Below are 17,372 nucleotides of genomic sequence, written 5' to 3' on the forward strand. Positions count from 1 at the left end.
GTCTTTTTCCTTTGTCAGATGCGGCCCTCGGATTTCGGGGACCATCCGCCGTGTAGGAGACGAAGGGTTAAGGAAGGCTTGCGCCGCCTCCGCCTTCAGAACATGCGCTGCGTCCAGGTGCGCGGCGTCCTGTCGCTGACGATCTCGATGTCGAGGTGGTAGCGGAACTTGCGCGGCCCCACCTTGCGGATGAAGTCCGTGATGGAGGCCAGCCCGTCCTCCAGCTTCGTCGTGGTGCGATAGCCCAGCAGCCGCCGCGCCTTGTCGGCCGAGCAGGTGGCGAACTTCACCTCCTGCGGCCGGCCGGGGACGTAGATGGGCGTGCCGGTGAAGTTGGTGAGCTTGGCGAGCACCCGCGACAGCTCATTGATGCTCACGAACTCCTCATCGGGGCCGATGTTCACCGTCTCGCCCAGCGCCACGTCGTCGAGGCCCATGGCCAGCAGGCAGGAGAGGCAGTCCTCGACGTAGGAGAAGCAGCGCTTCTGCTCGCCATCGCCATAGATGATGGGCGGGCGGCCTTGCAGCATCAGGTTCGCCATGATGGAGGCCACGTTGCGGTAGGGGTCGTCGAATTTCTGCCGCGGGCCGATGATGTTGTGCGGCACCGCGATGGACCACTCTACCCCGTGCACGGCGCAGAGGTTCTTCAGCGCCTCCTCCGCCGCCACCTTCGCGATTCCATAGGGATCCTGCGGGCGGGGCGTGTAATCCTCGCGGAACGGCACCTCATTGCTGCCGTAGCGCGCCATGGAGGAGCAGAAGACGATGCGCCGCGCCTTGTTCGCGATGGCCGCCGAAAACAGCGAGACCGAGCCGCTCACGATGTTGTCCATCACCAGCGCGGGCGAGAAGACGGACAGCCCCTCATAGGCCGTGGCCGCGCAGTGGTAGACCAGCTCGCAGCCCTGCGAGATCTTCTGCATCGCGTTGAAGTCGCGGCAGTCATACTGGTAGAATTCGGCCTCGGGCGGGACGTGCCACAGCTCGCCGCCCAGCAGCGTGTCGCAGCCCACGACATGATGGCCCATGCCGATCAGCCGCTCGGCCAGGTGGCTGCCGAGAAAGCCCGCGATGCCGCTGACGAAGATTCGCATGGGGTGCTCCTAGCGGGTGATGAGGGCGCGGATGGCCTGGCCGCCCTTGTTGTGAAGGGTGTGCTGGCGGACCTGCGCGAAGCCCGCGAGCGCGGCCACGTCGCGAATCTTGCCCTGGGTGTAGGCCGATTTGTGGAACTGGCCGGCGCCGTTCTGATTGCCGAAGAACATCGTCTGCACGATGCCCCAGCGCTGCCCCGTGTCGCGGCCAGAGCCGAAGTAATGGTCGAGCGCGCCCGTCTGGTAGAAGGCGCGGAAGCGGTCCTCGCCGGCCAGGAAGGCCTGGCAGACCCATTCGAAATCCGGCACCTCGATTTCCAGCAGCCCGCCCGGACGCAACACGCGGGCGCATTCGCGCCAGAGGCGTTCCTCCTCCGCGAAGGCGAAATGCTCGAAGACATGCTCGGCCAGGATGTGCTCCACGCTGGCATCGCCGAAGGGCATGGCCAGCACGTCCACATCTGTCCGAACGCCGGGTGCGCGCGCCACGCTGTCAATGTTGACCCAGCCCTCCAGCACCTTGGGGCCACAGCCGATATGAAGCCGCGTCATGCCGCCACCTCCGGCCCCACCGCGAGCCCGGTCTGCGCGCGCCAGGTGGCGGCCAGCGCCTCGGCCTCCCGACCGGGTTCGAGCACCCAGAGAAGGGCCTCCACCAGCCGCATCGCCTCGACGCGCAGCCGCGTGGCCGCGCCGGTCGCGCCGCCACGCGCCACCTCGCGCGCCTGGGACAGCACCCCTGGCAGCCGGGCCGTGACCTGCGCCGCCTCGCGCACGAATGAGGCCGACCAGCGGGCGCGCAGGATGTCGCGCGCCGCCTCGATCAGCCCCGCACGCTCGGGCGCGCTCAGGCGGGCCAGGCTGAAGGTCTCCACATGCGCCCAGGCGCAGGAGGCGTTGGGCGCCAGCGGCCCGACATCGGCGAAGACATCGCGTTCGGAACGCACGCGCGCCCAGGCCATGCCGGCATTGCGCGCCAGACGCCACAGCGGCGCGGGGCCGCCACGCCGCAGGAAGAGCGGCTCCGGGACATGGCGTATGTGGCCGTAGAGCGCGATCTCGGCCAGGAAGGCATGGTCCCAGCCGCCACAGGCCATGGGCTGGCTGGCGAGGTCCAGGGCCTCGCGGCGATAGATCCCCCAGAAGCTCGGCGAATAGGCGTAGCGCGACATGACATGCATGGCGCGCTGCAACGGCCCGCCATCGGGCGTGTCGAGGCGGGTATGCGCCGGCACCTCGCCCAGCACCGTGCCGGCCTCGTCAATGTTCAGCGCCCCGGCATGGCACATGGCCACGTCGCGATCCGCCTGCAGCACCGCCATCAGCTTCGCCATGAAGTCGGGCGCGATCAGGTCATCGGCGCTTTTCGGCATCACGAAATCGGCGTCGCCATGGGTGAAGGCGCGGCGATAGGCGCCCACGATGCCCTGGTTCGCGCGGTGGCGCTTCAGCGCGATGCGCCCATCCCGCGCGGCCCAGAAGGCCGCGATGGCCGGCCCGCCATCGGTGGAACCGTCATCGAGCAGCGTCAGCCGCCAATGCGGCCAGCTCTGCCCCACCACCGAGGCGATGGCGCCGTCCAGCGTCGCCTCCGCGTTGTGGTAGATCAGGTTCACGTCCAGCACGTGCTCGGACATGTCTCAGACCTTCACGATCAGCCCCTGCCCCGTGGGCAGCGGCAGGACCAGCGCGCCGCGCGCGGCCGCGAAGTCCTGGAAGGCCAGCATCTGCTCCTCATGGCCGGCATAGGCGTAGTCATCCAGGATGATGACGCCGCCGGGCGAGAGCCTGTCCCAGAAGAACTCCGCCGCCGCGATCTCGGGCAGGGTGATGTTCATGTCGATGTGCAGCCAGGCCACGCGCGCGGGCGCGGCTTCGTGCAACGTGTCTGGCACCATGCCGGGCACCAGCCGCGCATTGGGGAAGGGCGCGAAGCGGTGCCGCGCGATGGGCAGCACGTCGTCCGTGTAGTTGTTCCTGTTATGCCAGGTGCCGAGGCCCTTGGCCTCGCGCGCGCTCATCTGCTCCGTCGGGATGCCCCGGAAGGTGTCATAGAGCCAGAGCGTGCGGTCCGGCTGGGAGGCAAGGTCGATATAGGCCGCCATGGTCCGCGACAGCAGGCCGTAATTCACCCCGCACTCGACGAAGTCACCCTCGATCAGCAGGGCCTGGCGCGCGGCCCAGCAGCAGACATAGGCCTTCCACTCGATGCGGAGCACCTCGGGGGTCTTGTGCTGGATGAGGGGAATGAGCGGCACGGCCGAGGCCCGGAAGGCGGCCTTGAAGGCCTCGTCCCGCGCATAGGGCACGTTCAGCCCCCAGATGGCGAAGCGGTCCGCCACATGGGTGAACTTCGGCATCCGCGACGGCGGAGGCGTCTCGGTGGGCGATGGCAGGTTTTCTGCCAGGTCGGAACACATCGGGCGCAAGCTCCATGTCCTGAGACCGGAACTTGCGCCCGTGCTGGTTAACGAAAGCCTGACGCCAAACCCGCGTCAGGCGGAAAATTCAGATATCCGCGTAGGTGTGCGTCTCGGCCTTCGCCCCCGGCTGGGTCACGGCGCCGTAGCGCGCCGGGCCGACCGTCTGCGCATACTTCCACAGCACGCCCGAATTGTAGTTGTGGCCGCGCGGCTTCCACTCGGCGCGGCGCTTGGCCAGCTCCTCGTCGGAGAGCGCCACCTCGATGGTGCCGGCCTGGGCGTCCAGGATGATCTTGTCGCCATTCTTCAGCAGGCCGATGGGCCCGCCCACCGCGGCCTCCGGCCCCACATGGCCGATGCAGAAGCCGCGCGTGGCGCCCGAGAAACGGCCATCGGTGATCAGCGCCACCTTGTCGCCCATGCCCTGGCCATAGATGGCGCTGGTGGTGGACAGCATCTCGCGCATGCCCGGGCCGCCCTTGGGGCCTTCGTAGCGGATGACGATGACGTCGCCCGGCTTGTAGGCGCGCGCCTCGACGGCGGCGAAGGCATCCTCCTCGCAGTCGAAGCAGAGCGCCGTGCCTTCGAAGCGCAGCTTCTGCATGCCCGCGATCTTCACGATGGCGCCGTCCGGGGCCAGGTTGCCAAAGAGGCTCACCACGCCGCCGATCTGGCTGATCGGGTTGGAGACGGGCCGCACCACATCCTGGTTGGTGGGGAAGACCACGTCCTTGTGGTTCTCCTCCAGCGTCTTGCCGGTGGCGGTGATGCAGTCGCCATGCAGCAGCCCGCCCTCCAGCAGCGCCTTGATGATGACGGGCACGCCGCCGATGCGGTGCACGTCCTGCGCCACATACTTGCCGCCGGGCTTGAGGTCCGCGATGTGCGGCGTGTCGCGCATCAGCCGCGCGACTTCCTCCAGCGGGAAGTCGATGCCGGCCTCATGCGCGATGGCGGGCAGGTGCAGGGCCGCATTGGTGGAGCCGCCCGTGGCCCCCACGATGCGCGCCGCATTCTCCAGCGCCTTGCGGGTCACGATGTCGCGCGGGCGAAGCTGGCTGCGGATCAGGTCCACCACCGCGCGGCCCGACTTGTAGGCGTATTCGTCCCGCTCCGTGTCCGGCGCCGGCGCCCCGGCGGAGAAGGGAATGGCGAGGCCGATCACCTCGCTGATGCAGGCCATGGTGTTGGCGGTGAACTGGCCGCCGCAGGCGCCGGCGCCGGGGCAGGCATGCTGCTCCAGCTCCTCCAGCTCCTCGTCGGACATGTTGCCGCCGGCATGGGTGCCCACCGCCTCGAAGACGTCGAGCACGGTCACGTCGCGGCCCTTGTGCTGGCCGGGGCGGATGGAGCCGCCATACATGAAGACGCTGGGCACGTTCAGCCGCACCATCGCCATCATGACACCCGGCAGCGACTTGTCGCAGCCCGCCAGCCCCACCAGCGCGTCATAGCAATGGCCGCGCATGGTCAGCTCGATGCTGTCCGCGATCACGTCGCGCGACACCAGCGAGGACTTCATGCCCTGGTGGCCCATGGCGATACCATCGGTCACCGTGATGGTGGTGAATTCGCGCGGCGCGGCGCCGGCGTCACTCACACCGCGCTTGGCGGCCTGCGCCTGGCGGTTCAGCGCGATGTTGCAGGGCGCGGCCTCGTTCCAGCAGGTGGCCACGCCGACCAGCGGCGAGGCGATCTGCTCCTTCGTCATGCCCATCGCGTAGTAGTAGCTGCGATGCGGCGCGCGCTCGGGGCCCACGCTGACATGGCGGCTGGGCAGGCGGGATTTGTCCCAGGTGGTCATTGGCTGTTTCCTCGATGGTCAGCTGGAAATACGGGTGAGCGCGGCGTCGAGGCGCGCGACCTCGGCGGCGGCGTCGGTGAGCCGTTGCTCGGTCTCGGCGATGACGGCCTCCTCGGCCTTGGCGCGGAAGCCCGGGTTGGCGAGCTTGGCTTCGAGCTTGGCGCGCTCGGCCTCGGCCTTCGCGCGATCCTTGGCGAGGCGCTTGGCTTCGGCGGCCAGATCCACCACGCCCGAAAGCGGCAGGAAGAGCGGCACGTCAACCGCCACGGCACTCGCCCCCGGCCCCGCGCCCTCGGCGGCGTCGGCCACGAATTGCGGCGCCTCCACGCGCGCCAGGCGCATGATCTGCGGGGCGAAGTCGCGCAGCGCCTGGAGTGCCGCGGCACTCCCCTGCCCCACGCGCAGCGGCAGCACCGCCGCGGCCGGCACGTTCAGCGCCGAGCGCGCGGAGCGGATGGCGGTGATGGCGGCGATGGCGAGGTCCACCTCGGCGCTCGCCGCCCCCTGCCCTTCGGCCTTCGGATAGGCAGCGGTGGTCAGCGCCACGGCCTCGCCATAGCCCAGCTTCTCGAACAGCTCCGCCGTGATGAAGGGCATCACCGGGTGCAGCAGCCGCAGCACCTGCCCCAGCACATATTGCGCGACACCCCGCACCTCGTCCTTCTCAGGCCCATCGGGGCCGTTCAGCACGGGCTTCGCGAACTCGATGAACCAGTCGCAATAGGTGTTCCAGGTGAAGCCGTAGAGCGTGCTGGCGTAGTCGTCGAAGCGGAAGGCCTCCAGCGCCGCCGTCGCATCGCGCGCGGCGTCATCGGCCTTGGCCAGCAGCCAGCGCGCCAGCACGCCCTGGGCGCCCTCGGGCCGCCAGGAGGCATCCACCCGCACGCCGTTCATCTCCAGGAAGCGCGCCGCATTCCACAGCTTGGTGGCGAAGGCGCGGTAGCCCTCCAGCCGCTGCGGGTCGAGCTTCACGTCGCGCCCGGGCGAGGCCAGCGCACACAGCGTGAAGCGCACCGCATCGGCGCCGTGCTGGTCGATCAGCTCCAGCGGGTCCAGCACATTGCCCTTGGACTTGCTCATCTTCTGGCCGCGCGCGTCGCGCACCAGGCCATGGATGACGACATGCTTGAAGGGCACCTCGCCCTCCATGAAGTGCAGCCCCATCATCATCATCCGGGCGACCCAGAAGAAGATGATGTCGAAGCCTGTCACCAGCACGTCGGTCGGGTAGTGCTTCCTGAGTTCAGCCGTCTGCTCAGGCCAGCCCAGCGTCGAGAAGGGCCAGAGCGCGCTGCTGAACCAAGTGTCCAGCACGTCCGGGTCGCGCGTCAGTTCCACGGCGTGGCCGTAATGCGCGGCGGCGGCGGAGAGCGCCTCGGCCTCGCTGCGCTCCACGAAGACCTGCCCATCCGGCCCATACCAGGCCGGGATGCGATGCCCCCACCAGAGCTGGCGCGAGACGCACCAGGGCTGGATGTCGCGCATCCAGGCGAAGAAGAGGTTCTCGTATTGCCGCGGCACGAATTGCGTGCGGCCATCCTCCACCGCCGCGATGGCGGGCTTCGCCAGCGTGGCCGCGTCGCAATACCATTGCAGCGTCAGCCGCGGCTCGATGGGCACGCCCGAGCGGTCGCCATGCGGCACCTGATGGGTGTGCGGCTCGGTGGCCTCCAGCAATTCCAGGCGTTCCAGTTCCGCCAGGATGGCCTTGCGGGCGGCGAAGCGGTCCATGCCCGCCAGCGACCGCACGAAGCCCGGGTCGGCCACGCCCTCCACGGCGGCAAGCTCGGCCTCGATCTCGCCCAGCATCACCCGCGCCTCGGCGTCCAGCACCGAGGGCATGGGCAGGTCGTGGCGTCGGCCCACCTCATAGTCGTTGAAGTCGTGCGCGGGCGTGATCTTCACTGCCCCGGTGCCCTTCTCCGGGTCCGAATAGGTGTCGGCGACGATGGGAATGCGCCGGCCGGTCAGCGGCAGGATGGCGAACTTGCCCACGAGGTCCGCGAAGCGCAAATCTTCCGGGTGCACGGCCACCGCGGTATCGCCCAGCATGGTCTCGGGGCGGGTGGTGGCCACGCGGATGAAGCGGCCGGGCTGCCCCTCCACAGGATAGCGCAGCGTCCAGAGGTTGCCCTTCACCTCGCGGCTTTCCACCTCGAGGTCGCTGATGGCGGATTGGAACACCGGGTCCCAGTTCACCAGCCGCGTGTCGCGGTAGATCAGCCCTTCCTTGTGCAGGCGGACGAAGACCTCCAGCACGGCGGCCGAAAGCCCCTCATCCATGGTGAAGCGCTCACGCTCCCAGTCGAGCGAAGCACCCAGGCGGCGCAGCTGGCGGGTGATGGTGCCGCCGCTCTCGCCCTTCCATTGCCAGACGCGCTCCAGGAAGGCTTCGCGCCCCATCTCCTGGCGCTTCTTCCCCTCCGTGGCCAGCAGGCGCTCCACCACCATCTGGGTGGCGATGCCCGCATGGTCGGTGCCGGGCATCCACAGCGCGTCGCGCCCCTGCATGCGGCGGAAGCGCACCAGCACGTCCTGCAGGGTGTTGTTCAGCGCATGGCCGATATGGAGGCTGCCCGTGACGTTGGGCGGCGGGATGACGATGGTGTAGGGCGCGGCCGCGCGCGACGGATCGGCATGGAAGGCGCCGGAGGCTTCCGAGGCGGCGTAGAGTCGGGCTTCCAGCGTGGCTGGGTCGAAGGCCTTGTCGAGCATGGACCAGAGGTCCACCGCGCGGGCGCGCGCGTCAAGGGGTGCGCGCGGCCTGTCTGGGCTGAACGGCGCGGATGGCGCCGCGCCTCAGCCGGCGCGGGACATCACGCGCTCGATCTCGGCGCGCACCAGGCGTTCCACCAGGGGTGGCAGATGGGTGTCCAGCCATTCCTTCAGCAGGGGCCGCAATTCCTCGCGCACCACATCCTCGATGGAGAGGCCAGGCGCGCGGGAGATGATGGCCGCGCGATCCTGCGCCACCGCGCGGGAAAGCTGGCCCAACGCCGCCGCCGCCGCGGCCGCCGCGGGCGCAGAGACCAGCATGGGTGCGGCAGGCGGCTCCGGCAGGGGGGCGGGCGGTGGCGGCATGGGCGGGGGCGCTGGCTCCATCTGCAGGAGCTGGGGCGGGGCGGGCGGCGGCGCAACCTCAGGCGGCGCGATCATCATGTCGGGCGTAAGGTCGAGCGCCTCCTCCCCGGCCTCCACCGCGGCCGGGGCGGTGGCCGCCGCCGGCTGGGCCTCATCCTCGTTCAGGATCTTGCGGATCGAGGCGAGGATGTCGTCCATCGAGGGGTCCGCGCCGGAGCCCGACGGAGGTGTGGCGGCCATGTCGTCAGCGCCGCGCGGCGGCGGGGATGGAGTAATCCCCGAGGCCCACCCAGCGGTTCCGCACGGCGTTGTAATAGGCCGTCATGTCATATTGCTCCACCGGCAGCCCCAGATCCTGCGCCGTCAGGCGGCCGATGGACCCGGCCAGCGCGTAGGATGCGTTGATGACCGTGGCCAGCGCGTTAACAAGGTTGGTGCGCGCGTTCAGCAATTCCTGCTCGGCGTTCAGCACATCGAGGGTGGTGCGGCTGCCCACGATGGCCTCGCGCTGCACGCCGTCCAGCGCGATCTCGGCCGCGCGGATCTGGGAGCGGACGCTCTCCACCGTGGCGCGGGCGCTGCGCAGGCTTTCCCAGTTGGAGGCGGCCTGCTGCGCCACCAGGCGCCGCGCCTCGTCCACCTGTTGCAGGCTCTGCTGGGCGGTCTGGCGCGCCTGGCGCACCAGCGCGTGCTCGGCCCCGCCCTGGAAGATGGGCACCGAGAGGTTCAGCGTGGCCTGGCCGCCCGTGGTGGTGTTGCCCGCCGTCTGCTGGTTCTCCTGCCGGAAGGCCTGGGCCGAGGCGGAGAGGGTGGGCATCAGGGTGGACATCTGCACGTCAATGTTGTCGCGCGCGCCGGCGGCGGCGAAGAGCGCGGCCACCACGGTCGGGTTGTTGGTGGCGGCCAGCGCCTGGGCCTCGGCCGCGCTGGTCACGGGCACGCGCAGCGGCTGCGGGTTCACGAGGCGACCCGGCGCCTCGCCCACCACCCGCTGGAAGGTGGCGCGCGCCACCTGGAGGTTGCCCTCGGCCTGGGTGCGGCTGGTCCGCGCGCCGGCCAGCCGGCTTTCGGCCTGGGCCACGTCGGTGCGGGTGATCTCGCCCACCCGGAAACGCTCATTGGTGGCCTGGAGCTGGCGGGAGAGCACCTGCTCATTGTTCACGTTCAGCCGCACCAGCTCCGCCTGCTGGATCACGGAGATATAGGCGTTCACCGCCTCGCCCAGCACCTGCTGCTCGGTGGCCAGCAGGCGGGCGCGCTGGGCCAGCACCGCGTTCTCGGCCTGGCGCGTCTGCGCCACGGTCCGCCCGCCGCGGTAGAGAGGCTGGGTGACGGTCGCGGTCAGCGCGGTGGGGGAGCGTTCCACGGTGGTGGAGCGGCCCTGCTGGTCCACCCGGGTCTGCGCGGTGCCGACCGAGCCACTCAGCACCACGGTCGGCCGCCAGCCGGCCAGGGCCTGGGGCACGTTCTCGTCCACGGCGCGCAGCTGGGCGCGGGCGGCGAGCAGGGTGGGGTTGTTGCTGTAGGCGCGCGCCAGCGCCTCCTGCAGGGTCTGCGCGGAAGCAGGGGTGGCGATCAGCCATGCCCCGGCCATGGCCAGCCCGGCGATCGCCCAGCCGATTCGCGGGCGTGCGGCGCGGGCCAGGGAGTGCTGTGGGCGTGCGGCAGGGTGCGCCGGAAGGGGGCGGAGCGTGCGGTCGGACATGCCCCGCACACTAAACCGGCGCGAAACGCCGCGCCACTCTGACGAATCTGCCCCAACCGTCAGTCGGGGCAGGGAAACATGACCGCTTTTTCAGAAGCTGAAGCGCGGCGGGGCGGCGAAATCCGGCAGGGGGTGGGAGGCGGTCTCGAAGGCCCAGCTTTCGCTCAAGCCCCCGCCGGCACGGCGGATCAGCACGCCACGGGCCACGGGGCCGCCCGCCTCGCCGGCCCGCAGCAGGGCCAGCCGCCCGCCCTCGCCCAGCTGGTGGGTCAGCGCCTCGGGCAGTGCTGCCACCGCGCCCTCGATCAGGATGAGGCGCCAGGGGGCGCCGCCGGGCATCCCCGCGGCGGGGGCGCCCTCGATCCATTCCGGCGCCTGGGCGAGGCCCGCGGCCGCGAAGCCGCGCCGCGCCGCGTCACCCAGCCGGGCGTCGGATTCGATGGCCGTGACGGACAACCCCATCCGCGCCAGCACGGCCGCGCCATAGCCCACGCCGGCCCCGAGCACGAGGGCGCGCTCGCCGGGCTGGGGCATGGTCAGCTGGATCATGCGTGCCAGGACCATGGGCGAGAGCATTACGCGTCCGCCGCCCAGCGCCAGGTGTTCGTCGGCATAGGCGCGCACGGCGAGCGCGGGGGGCAGGAAGGCCTCGCGCGGGACCTCGCGCAGGGCCTCGATCAGCAGCGGGTCAATCACGCCATTGGGGGTGATCTGCCCCAGCACCATCAGCCGGCGCGCCGCCGCGTGGTCGTGCGGACGCGCCTCCATGCCTGCGGGAAGCCCTGCCTGTTCCGCCTGGGTCTGCGCGTTCATCGTCACATCCTGCCTTTCCGGGGGCGCTTATACGGGCCTGGGCGCGGCGCGGAAAGCCGGGACGCTTGACCCCGGGCGCCGGGCATTCGATACAGCGCCCGCATGGGGTCCGGTGGCCGAGTGGTCAGGCAAGGGTCTGCAAAACCCTCTACGGCGGTTCAATTCCGCCCCGGACCTCCAGCGCACCCCATCCTCCTCGTCGCTTTCCGCACATGAAGGCAGGGGGGTGTGTTGCGGGACCGGGCGGCCTCTGGTATCAGCCCGCCACCGCATGATCCGGCGTGGCGCAGCGGTAGCGCAGCGGACTGTTAATCCGTTGGTCGTAGGTTCGAATCCTACCGCCGGAGCCATCATGCCAGCTCTCCCATCGCGGCTTGCCTGAAACCGCCCCACAGCCGCGCCGCGCGCCCCCTCATGCGACACCAGCCCGTCGCACGTGCTCGATCAGCGCCCGCAGCTTGGGCGCCATGTGGTGACGCTGCGGGAAATACAGGAAGAAGCCCGGGAAGGGCGGCAGGAAGTCGCCCAGCAGCGGCACCAATTCCCCCGCGTCGATATAGGGCCGGAAGACATCCTCCGGCGCGAAGGTGATCCCGCCCCCCGCCAGTGCGGTACGCAGCATCAGCGTCAGATCATTGGTGGTGACCTGCGGCTCGACCGCCACGTCGAAGGGAACGCCACCCTCCGCGAATTCCCAGCGATAGGGCGGCAGATGGGGCGCGGGGCGCCAGCCGATGCAGCGGTGACGCACCAGCTCGCGCGGATGCGCGGGCGCGCCATGCGCCGCCAGGTAGGCCGGGCTTGCGACCGCCATCTCGCGCTGCTCGCCGGTGATGGGGATGGCGATCATGTCCTGCGCGATCACCTCGCCCAGCCGGACGCCGGCGTCATGGCCCGTGGCGACGATATCGAATTCCTCATCCGTCACCGTCACGTCGAGGGTGACGCCCGGATGGGCGGCCGCGAAGGAGGCGATGAGCGGCCCCGAGAGAAAACGCTGCGCGATGGAGGTGACCGCGATCCGCAGCAGGCCATGCGGCGCGTCCTGCGCCGCCACATCCTCCAGGGCTTGCGCCACCTCGCCCAACGGGCGCGAGAGGGCGGCGTGCAGGCGTTCCCCCGCCTCCGTCAGATGGACGGAACGCGTGGTCCGCATCACCAGCGCGATGCCGAGCCCATCCTCCAGCCGCCGGATCGCCTGGCTCACGGCGGAGCGCGTCACGCCCAGCCGGTCCGCGGCGGCGCGGAAACTGCGTTCCTGCCCCACGGCCAGGAACAGCGGCAGGAGGTTGAGGTCGGTCGTCATTGTCCAGCGTCACTAACCACCCAGTCCAGCGAAAGGCGGATACCAGCACCAATCCGCCGGGTCCATCTGTTCCCACACACCGTTCAAGGAGATGGACATGGACAAGATCATCGTCATCACGGGCGCCTCCAGCGGCATCGGCGAAGGCCTGGCTCGGGAATTGGCGGGCGCGGGTGCCAAGGTGCTGCTGGGCGCGCGCCGGCTGGACCGCATCGAGGCCATCGCCACGCAGCTTCGTGCCGCGGGCGGCACCGCCGAGGCGCAGCGACTGGATGTCACCTCCCGCCCTTCCATGGCCGCCTTCGTGCAGGCGGCGGTGGAGAAATGGGGCCGCGTGGACGTGCAGATCAACAATGCGGGCGTGATGCCGCTCTCGCCCCTCGCGGCCGTCCAGCAGGATGAGTGGGAGCGGATGGTGGACGTCAACATCAAGGGCGTGCTGTGGGGCATCGGCGCCGTCCTGCCGGTCATGGAGGCGCAGGGCAGCGGCCATGTCATCAACATCGCCTCGATCGGGGCCTTGCAGGTGGTGCCGACGGCGGCGGTCTATTGCGCCACCAAGTTCGCCGTCCGCGCCATTTCCGACGGGTTGCGGCAGGAAAGCCGGAACATCCGCGTCACCTGCGTCAATCCTGGCGTGGTCGAGAGCGAACTGGCCTCCAGCATCACCCACGCCGAGACCCTGGCGATAATGGAAAGCTACCGTGCCACGGCCCTGCAGCCGGCCGACATCGCCCGCGCCGTGCGCCAGGTGATCGAGGCGCCAGCGAATGTGGACACGACCGAGATCACCATCCGGCCCACCGCCTCCGCGAATTGAGGCCCGCGCCTCAATTCCCCTCCACGGTCGCGCGCGGCTTCGGCGCCGCATCGGGCAGCCAGGCCGCGCCCTCCGGCAGGCTCGCGATCTCGGTGCGGCGACGCGGCAGGGCGCCCGGATACTCCGCCTGCAGCCACGCGATGAGCTTCTCCCGCACCTCGCAGCGCAGGTCGAAGGCGCGGCCGGCGCTGGTGGCACTCACCAGCATGCGGATTTCCATCGTGTCCTGCCGCAATTCCAGCACCTGCAGCCCGGCCACGCGGCGGTCCCACAGGGCCGACGCCGCCGCGATCTCCTCCAGCTTGCGGCGCATGGCGGAGACCGGCGCCGTGTAGTCCACATGGATGATCACGGTGCCGAGCAGGGAGGAGCTCTCGCGCGTCCAGTTCTGGAAGGGCGTCTCGATGAAATAGGTCAGCGGCAGCACCATCCGGCGCCAGTCCCACAGCCGCACCACGACATAGGTGGAGGAGATTTCCTCCACATTGCCCCACTCATTCTCCACGATCACCGCGTCATCGATGCGGATGGGCTGGGTGATGGCGAGCTGGATGCCCGCCACCAGGTTCCGCAGCAGCGGCTGCAGGGCGAAGCCCACCACGATGCCCGCGGCACCGGCCGAGGCCAGCAGGCTCACGCCATATTGCCGCACGCCGTCGAAGGTCATCAGCGCGGCCGCGAAGGTCAGCACCAGCACCAGCAGCGTCGCCACCCGCTTCAGGATGCTGAGCTGGGTGGTGTGCTTGCGGGCGAGCAGGTTGTCCTCCGCGTCCAGCTTGAAGCGGCGCAGATAGAGGGTGGACCAGATGTGGATGGCCGTGCGCGCGACCCAGCCCACCAGGAAGATGAAACAGATCAGCAGCAAATGGCGCACCATGCTGGTCTCGACGCGGGTGAGCGGCGCGATGCCGGCGGCGATGGACAGGCAGAACATGATGATGGCGAGCCGCGTGAGGCCCCGCGTCCGCGCCACGATGGAACGCCAGAACAGGTCCCGGTCCCGCACCAGCCGCGTCATGCCGCGGAAAACGAGCCGATGCAGCGCCAGCGCGACCAGGACCGCCACGATCAGCACGCCGGCACTGACAACCAATGGCGGCGCCCAGGAGAACATCAGCACGACACTTCGCGCGGCGGCATTGAACTGGTCGAACACGGCAATACTCCTGGCTTCCCCGGCGGTGCGCGCGGCACAGGCCGCAGCAGGTCCCGCGTCACCTCATCAGCGCGGAGCCCTGTCCAAGGTTGCGCCACGGGCTTGTCTCAACCCTTCACCGCACCCGCCGTCAGCCCTGCCACCAGCCGCCGCTGGAACACCAGCACCAGCAGCACCAGCGGCACGGTCACGATGACGGAAGCCGCCATGATAAGCCCCCAGGGCAATTCATAGCGGCTCGACCCCGTGATCATCGCGATGGCGACGGGCACGGTGCGCATCTCGTTCGTCAGCGTGAGCGTGAGTGCGAAGAGGAACTCGTTCCAGGCCGCGATGAAGGCGAGCAGGCCGGTCGTCACCATGGCGGGCGCCATCAGCGGCAGGAAGATGCGCGTCAGCGTGACGAAGGGTGTGGCGCCATCCATCGCCGCCGCCTCCTCCAGTTCCAGCGGCAATTCCCGCAGGAAGGCGGTCAGCACCCAGATGGTGAAGGGCAGCGTGAAGATGAGGTAGCTCAGCACCAGCCCCAGCAGGTTGTTGTAGAGACCCAACGCCCGGATCAGCTCGAACAGCCCCGACAGCACCGCGACCTGCGGGAACATGGAGACGCAGAGCAGCGTGCCCAGCAGCAGGCCCCGCCCGCGGAAACTCACGCGCGCCAGGGCGAAGGCCGCCGAGGCCGCCAGCGCCAGCGAGACCAGCACCACCGTCCCCGCCACGAACACGGAATTCAGGATGTTCCGCCCGAAGGGCTGCTCCTGGAACACCGCCGCATAGTTCCCCCAGGCGGGCGCGCGCGGCCAGGCCTCCACCAGGAAGAGATCTGCCCCCGACTTCAGCGAGGACACCACCGCCCAGTAGAAGGGGAACAGCGTGTAGAACAGGATCAGCGCGACCAGCGCCGCGAAGCCCAACCGGCCCGCCACGCGCCTCATGCCCGCCCCGCCGGCGAAAGCCGAAGCCGCCCGAGCGTCACCAGCGCCACAGCCACCAGCGCCACCACCAGCGCCACCATGGTGGCAGCCGCCGAGCCATAGCCCACATCCTGGAAGTCCACGAGCAATTGCCGCGCATGGACGGACATGGAGGCCGTGGCGCGGCTGTTGCCCGTCAGCACATACATCAGGTCGAAGACGCGCAGCGCATCCATCGTGCGGAACAGGATGGCCACCAGCAGCGCGGGCCAGATCAGCGGCAGGGTGATGCGGAAGAAGGTGCCGACGGGGCCGAGCCCGTCCACCTTCGCGGCCTCATACAATTCATTGGGCACGAGTTGCAGCGCGGCCAGCGTCAGCAGCGCCATGAAGGGCGTGGACTTCCACACATCCACCGCGATGACGGCGGCCAGCGCCAGGCCCGGCTCCGCCGTCCAGGCCAGCGGCTGCGCGATCACGCCCATTCCCAGCAGCGCCGCATTCACCACGCCGTGCTGGTCATGCAGCATCCAGGCCCACATCTGCGCCGAGACCACGGTGGGAATGGCCCAGGGCACCAGCATGGCCGCCCGCACCAGCCCCCTGCCCTGCATCCGCGCGTTCAGCGTCAGCGCGATGACGAGGCCCAGCATTGTCTCGATGGACACCGACACCACGGCGAAGATCAGCGTCACCCAGACCGCGCCCCACCAGTCGGGGTCCGTCAGCAGGAAGGCGTAGTTGGACAGGCCGAGGAAGCGCCATTCCTCCAGCGCATCCAGCCGCGCATCGGTCAGCGAGAAGAAGATGGTGCGCCCCAGCGGCCAGCCCGCCACCAGCGCCAGCACCAGCAGCGCGGGGGCCAGGAACAGCCAGGCGGTGCGCGGCGTCACCATTGGCCGTCGCGCCCCACCCGCGCCAGGATGCGGTCGAGACGGGCCAGGGCGACCTCCGCCTCCAGCCGGCCCGAGAGCGTGTTGTGCACCGCGTTCCAGAACTCGGCCGAGACCTGGTTGTAGCGGTTGCCCGTGACGGCCGATGGCCGCGCCACCGCCCCCTCCAGCGCGGCGGCGAGCAAGGCGAAGGCCGGGTTGGCGGCCTGCAATTCGGCGTCCTCATACAGCGCGGGACGTGTGGGCGGCGCCCCGGCCGCCAGCGCGCGGCGCCGCTGCTCGGCCGCGCTGGTCAGGTGCCGTACCAGGCTGATGGCCGCCTCGGGCTGGCGCGAATGGCGCGAGACGCCCAGTTGCTCGCCTCCCAGCACCGCGCCGCCGCCCGGCAGGGGGGCGACGCCCACGCGGCCCGCGACGGCGCTGCCCTCCGCCTCCAGCAGCGGCCAGGCATAGGGCCAGTTCCGCATGAAGACGGCCTGGCCGGATTGGAAGATGCCGCGCGCATCCTCCTCCGCATGGTTCAGCACGCCGCGCGGCGCGATGGTGCCGACCCAGCCGGCCGCGCGGCGCAGCACGGCGGCGGCCTCCGGCGTCGCGATGCTCACGCGGCCATCAGGTTCCACGATGCGGCCCGCGCCGGCGGCGTGCAGCCATTCCAGCGCGTTCACCGTCAGCCCCTCATAGGCGCGGCCCTGGAAGACGAGGCCCCAGCCGCCCTCGGCGGCCTGGATGTGCCGCGCCGTCGCCTCCAGCGCCTCCCAGCTTTCCGGCACGCCGCGCCCATGCCGCGCCAGCAGGTCCGCGCGGTAGTAGAGCAGCCCGGCATTGGCGAACCATGGCAGCGCCACCAGCCGCCCGCCGACCGTGTTGTTGGCGATGAGCGCGGGCAGGTGCGCCGCCACCTCCTCCGGCGGAAGGTGCGGGCCAAGGTCCAGCAGGTGCCGCGCCAGGATGCCCGGCCAGACGATGTCGAGCTGGAAGACATCAATGTCCGCCGACCGCGCGGCGAGGAGCTGCTGGATCAGCGCCAGGCGCTCGGTGCTGCCGGCCGGCATGGCGACCAGCGCGACCTCACGCCCCTCCGCGCGGGCCCAGGCCTCGGCGCCCTCGCGGCACAGCGCGGCCTCCGTCCCCACCGCGCCGCAGGCGATGACCAGGCGGGCAGCGGCGGGTTGGCCGAGGCAAAGCCATGCCAGGGCGGCAATGACAGGCGCCAGGCGAGGCATGGCGGTCTCCTTCCCAGCCGGTTGGGCCGGCAGGAAAAGCCATGCGGCAGGGGGCTGCAACCCATGCGTTGACGCCGGAAACCTTGGGCTCCGCCTGGGCGTTTAGCGTCCACCGCTGGTTTGCCCGCCTCGTC

15 protein-coding genes and 2 tRNA genes are annotated in these 17,372 nt (G+C 70.1%); 3 read left to right on the forward strand and 14 right to left on the reverse strand.

The window, feature by feature from the left end:
• Window positions 1-95: 95 nt before the first annotated feature.
• The 9 genes from ICW72_RS04585 to ICW72_RS04625 all read right to left on the reverse strand — a co-directional run bounded on the left by ICW72_RS04585 (window position 96) and on the right by ICW72_RS04625 (window position 10,878).
• The gene (locus ICW72_RS04585; protein ID WP_184383261.1) at window positions 96-1,097 is read right to left on the reverse strand and encodes an NAD-dependent epimerase/dehydratase family protein; all 1,002 of its coding nucleotides are present in this window, start codon (window positions 1,095-1,097) and stop codon (window positions 96-98) included.
• Between the two features lie 9 nt (window positions 1,098-1,106).
• Window positions 1,107-1,649, reverse strand: a complete 543-nt coding sequence (locus ICW72_RS04590; RefSeq protein WP_191085149.1) for a class I SAM-dependent methyltransferase — start codon at window positions 1,647-1,649, stop codon at window positions 1,107-1,109.
• Window positions 1,646-2,734 carry a glycosyltransferase family 2 protein gene (locus tag ICW72_RS04595; protein ID WP_191085150.1) on the reverse strand — a complete coding sequence of 363 codons (1,089 nt, stop codon included), beginning with the start codon at window positions 2,732-2,734 and terminating at the stop codon, window positions 1,646-1,648. The genes ICW72_RS04590 and ICW72_RS04595 overlap by 4 nt, the downstream gene beginning before the upstream one ends.
• 3 nt (window positions 2,735-2,737) lie before the next feature.
• On the reverse strand, window positions 2,738-3,457 hold the full coding sequence (locus ICW72_RS04600) for a TylF/MycF/NovP-related O-methyltransferase (RefSeq protein WP_191085151.1): 720 nt from the start codon (window positions 3,455-3,457) through the stop codon (window positions 2,738-2,740).
• Between the two features lie 148 nt (window positions 3,458-3,605).
• Entirely contained in the window at window positions 3,606-5,324 is a 1,719-nt protein-coding gene (ilvD, locus tag ICW72_RS04605; protein WP_191085152.1) for a dihydroxy-acid dehydratase, read from the reverse strand.
• A gap of 18 nt (window positions 5,325-5,342) precedes the next feature.
• Window positions 5,343-8,039, reverse strand: a complete 2,697-nt coding sequence (locus ICW72_RS04610; protein WP_191085153.1) for a valine--tRNA ligase — start codon at window positions 8,037-8,039, stop codon at window positions 5,343-5,345.
• An 84-nt stretch (window positions 8,040-8,123) separates the two neighbouring features.
• Entirely contained in the window at window positions 8,124-8,645 is a 522-nt protein-coding gene (locus tag ICW72_RS04615) for a DUF2497 domain-containing protein (RefSeq protein ID WP_223880821.1), read from the reverse strand.
• Window positions 8,646-8,649: 4 nt separating this feature from the next.
• Window positions 8,650-10,110, reverse strand: coding sequence for a TolC family outer membrane protein (locus ICW72_RS04620; protein WP_223880822.1), 1,461 nt, complete (start codon window positions 10,108-10,110; stop codon window positions 8,650-8,652).
• A gap of 90 nt (window positions 10,111-10,200) precedes the next feature.
• A complete protein-coding gene (locus tag ICW72_RS04625) occupies window positions 10,201-10,878 on the reverse strand; it encodes a protein-L-isoaspartate O-methyltransferase family protein (protein ID WP_191086120.1) in 678 nt (225 codons plus the stop codon).
• A 151-nt stretch (window positions 10,879-11,029) separates the two neighbouring features.
• Between ICW72_RS04625 and ICW72_RS04630 the strand changes: the two genes are divergently transcribed.
• Window positions 11,030-11,103, forward strand: a tRNA-Cys gene (locus ICW72_RS04630).
• 95 nt (window positions 11,104-11,198) lie between these two features.
• Window positions 11,199-11,273: transfer RNA gene (locus tag ICW72_RS04635), tRNA-Asn, on the forward strand.
• A 62-nt stretch (window positions 11,274-11,335) separates the two neighbouring features.
• Here the strand turns inward: ICW72_RS04635 and ICW72_RS04640 are convergent.
• A complete protein-coding gene (locus tag ICW72_RS04640; RefSeq protein ID WP_191085154.1) occupies window positions 11,336-12,229 on the reverse strand; it encodes a LysR family transcriptional regulator in 894 nt (297 codons plus the stop codon).
• Between the two features lie 97 nt (window positions 12,230-12,326).
• Here ICW72_RS04640 and ICW72_RS04645 point away from each other — a divergent pair, with 97 nt between their 5' ends.
• On the forward strand, window positions 12,327-13,049 hold the full coding sequence (locus ICW72_RS04645) for an SDR family oxidoreductase (RefSeq protein WP_191085155.1): 723 nt from the start codon (window positions 12,327-12,329) through the stop codon (window positions 13,047-13,049).
• A 10-nt stretch (window positions 13,050-13,059) separates the two neighbouring features.
• Here the strand turns inward: ICW72_RS04645 and ICW72_RS04650 are convergent, their stop codons facing one another.
• The 4 genes from ICW72_RS04650 to ICW72_RS04665 all read right to left on the reverse strand — a co-directional run bounded on the left by ICW72_RS04650 (window position 13,060) and on the right by ICW72_RS04665 (window position 17,238).
• A complete protein-coding gene (locus ICW72_RS04650; RefSeq protein ID WP_223880824.1) occupies window positions 13,060-14,205 on the reverse strand; it encodes a mechanosensitive ion channel family protein in 1,146 nt (381 codons plus the stop codon).
• 107 nt (window positions 14,206-14,312) lie between these two features.
• On the reverse strand, window positions 14,313-15,140 hold the full coding sequence (locus ICW72_RS04655; protein WP_191085156.1) for a carbohydrate ABC transporter permease: 828 nt from the start codon (window positions 15,138-15,140) through the stop codon (window positions 14,313-14,315).
• Window positions 15,137-16,015 (reverse strand): carbohydrate ABC transporter permease, encoded by an 879-nt coding sequence (locus ICW72_RS04660; RefSeq protein ID WP_191085157.1) that lies wholly within the window; start codon window positions 16,013-16,015, stop codon window positions 15,137-15,139. The genes ICW72_RS04655 and ICW72_RS04660 overlap by 4 nt, the downstream gene beginning before the upstream one ends.
• On the reverse strand, window positions 16,009-17,238 hold the full coding sequence (locus tag ICW72_RS04665) for an ABC transporter substrate-binding protein (RefSeq protein WP_191085158.1): 1,230 nt from the start codon (window positions 17,236-17,238) through the stop codon (window positions 16,009-16,011). The genes ICW72_RS04660 and ICW72_RS04665 overlap by 7 nt, the downstream gene beginning before the upstream one ends.
• Between the last annotated feature and the right edge of the window lie 134 nt (window positions 17,239-17,372).

It is taken from the genome of Roseococcus microcysteis (genome assembly GCF_014764365.1).
GTDB classification, from domain to species: Bacteria; Pseudomonadota; Alphaproteobacteria; order Acetobacterales; family Acetobacteraceae; genus Roseococcus; species Roseococcus microcysteis.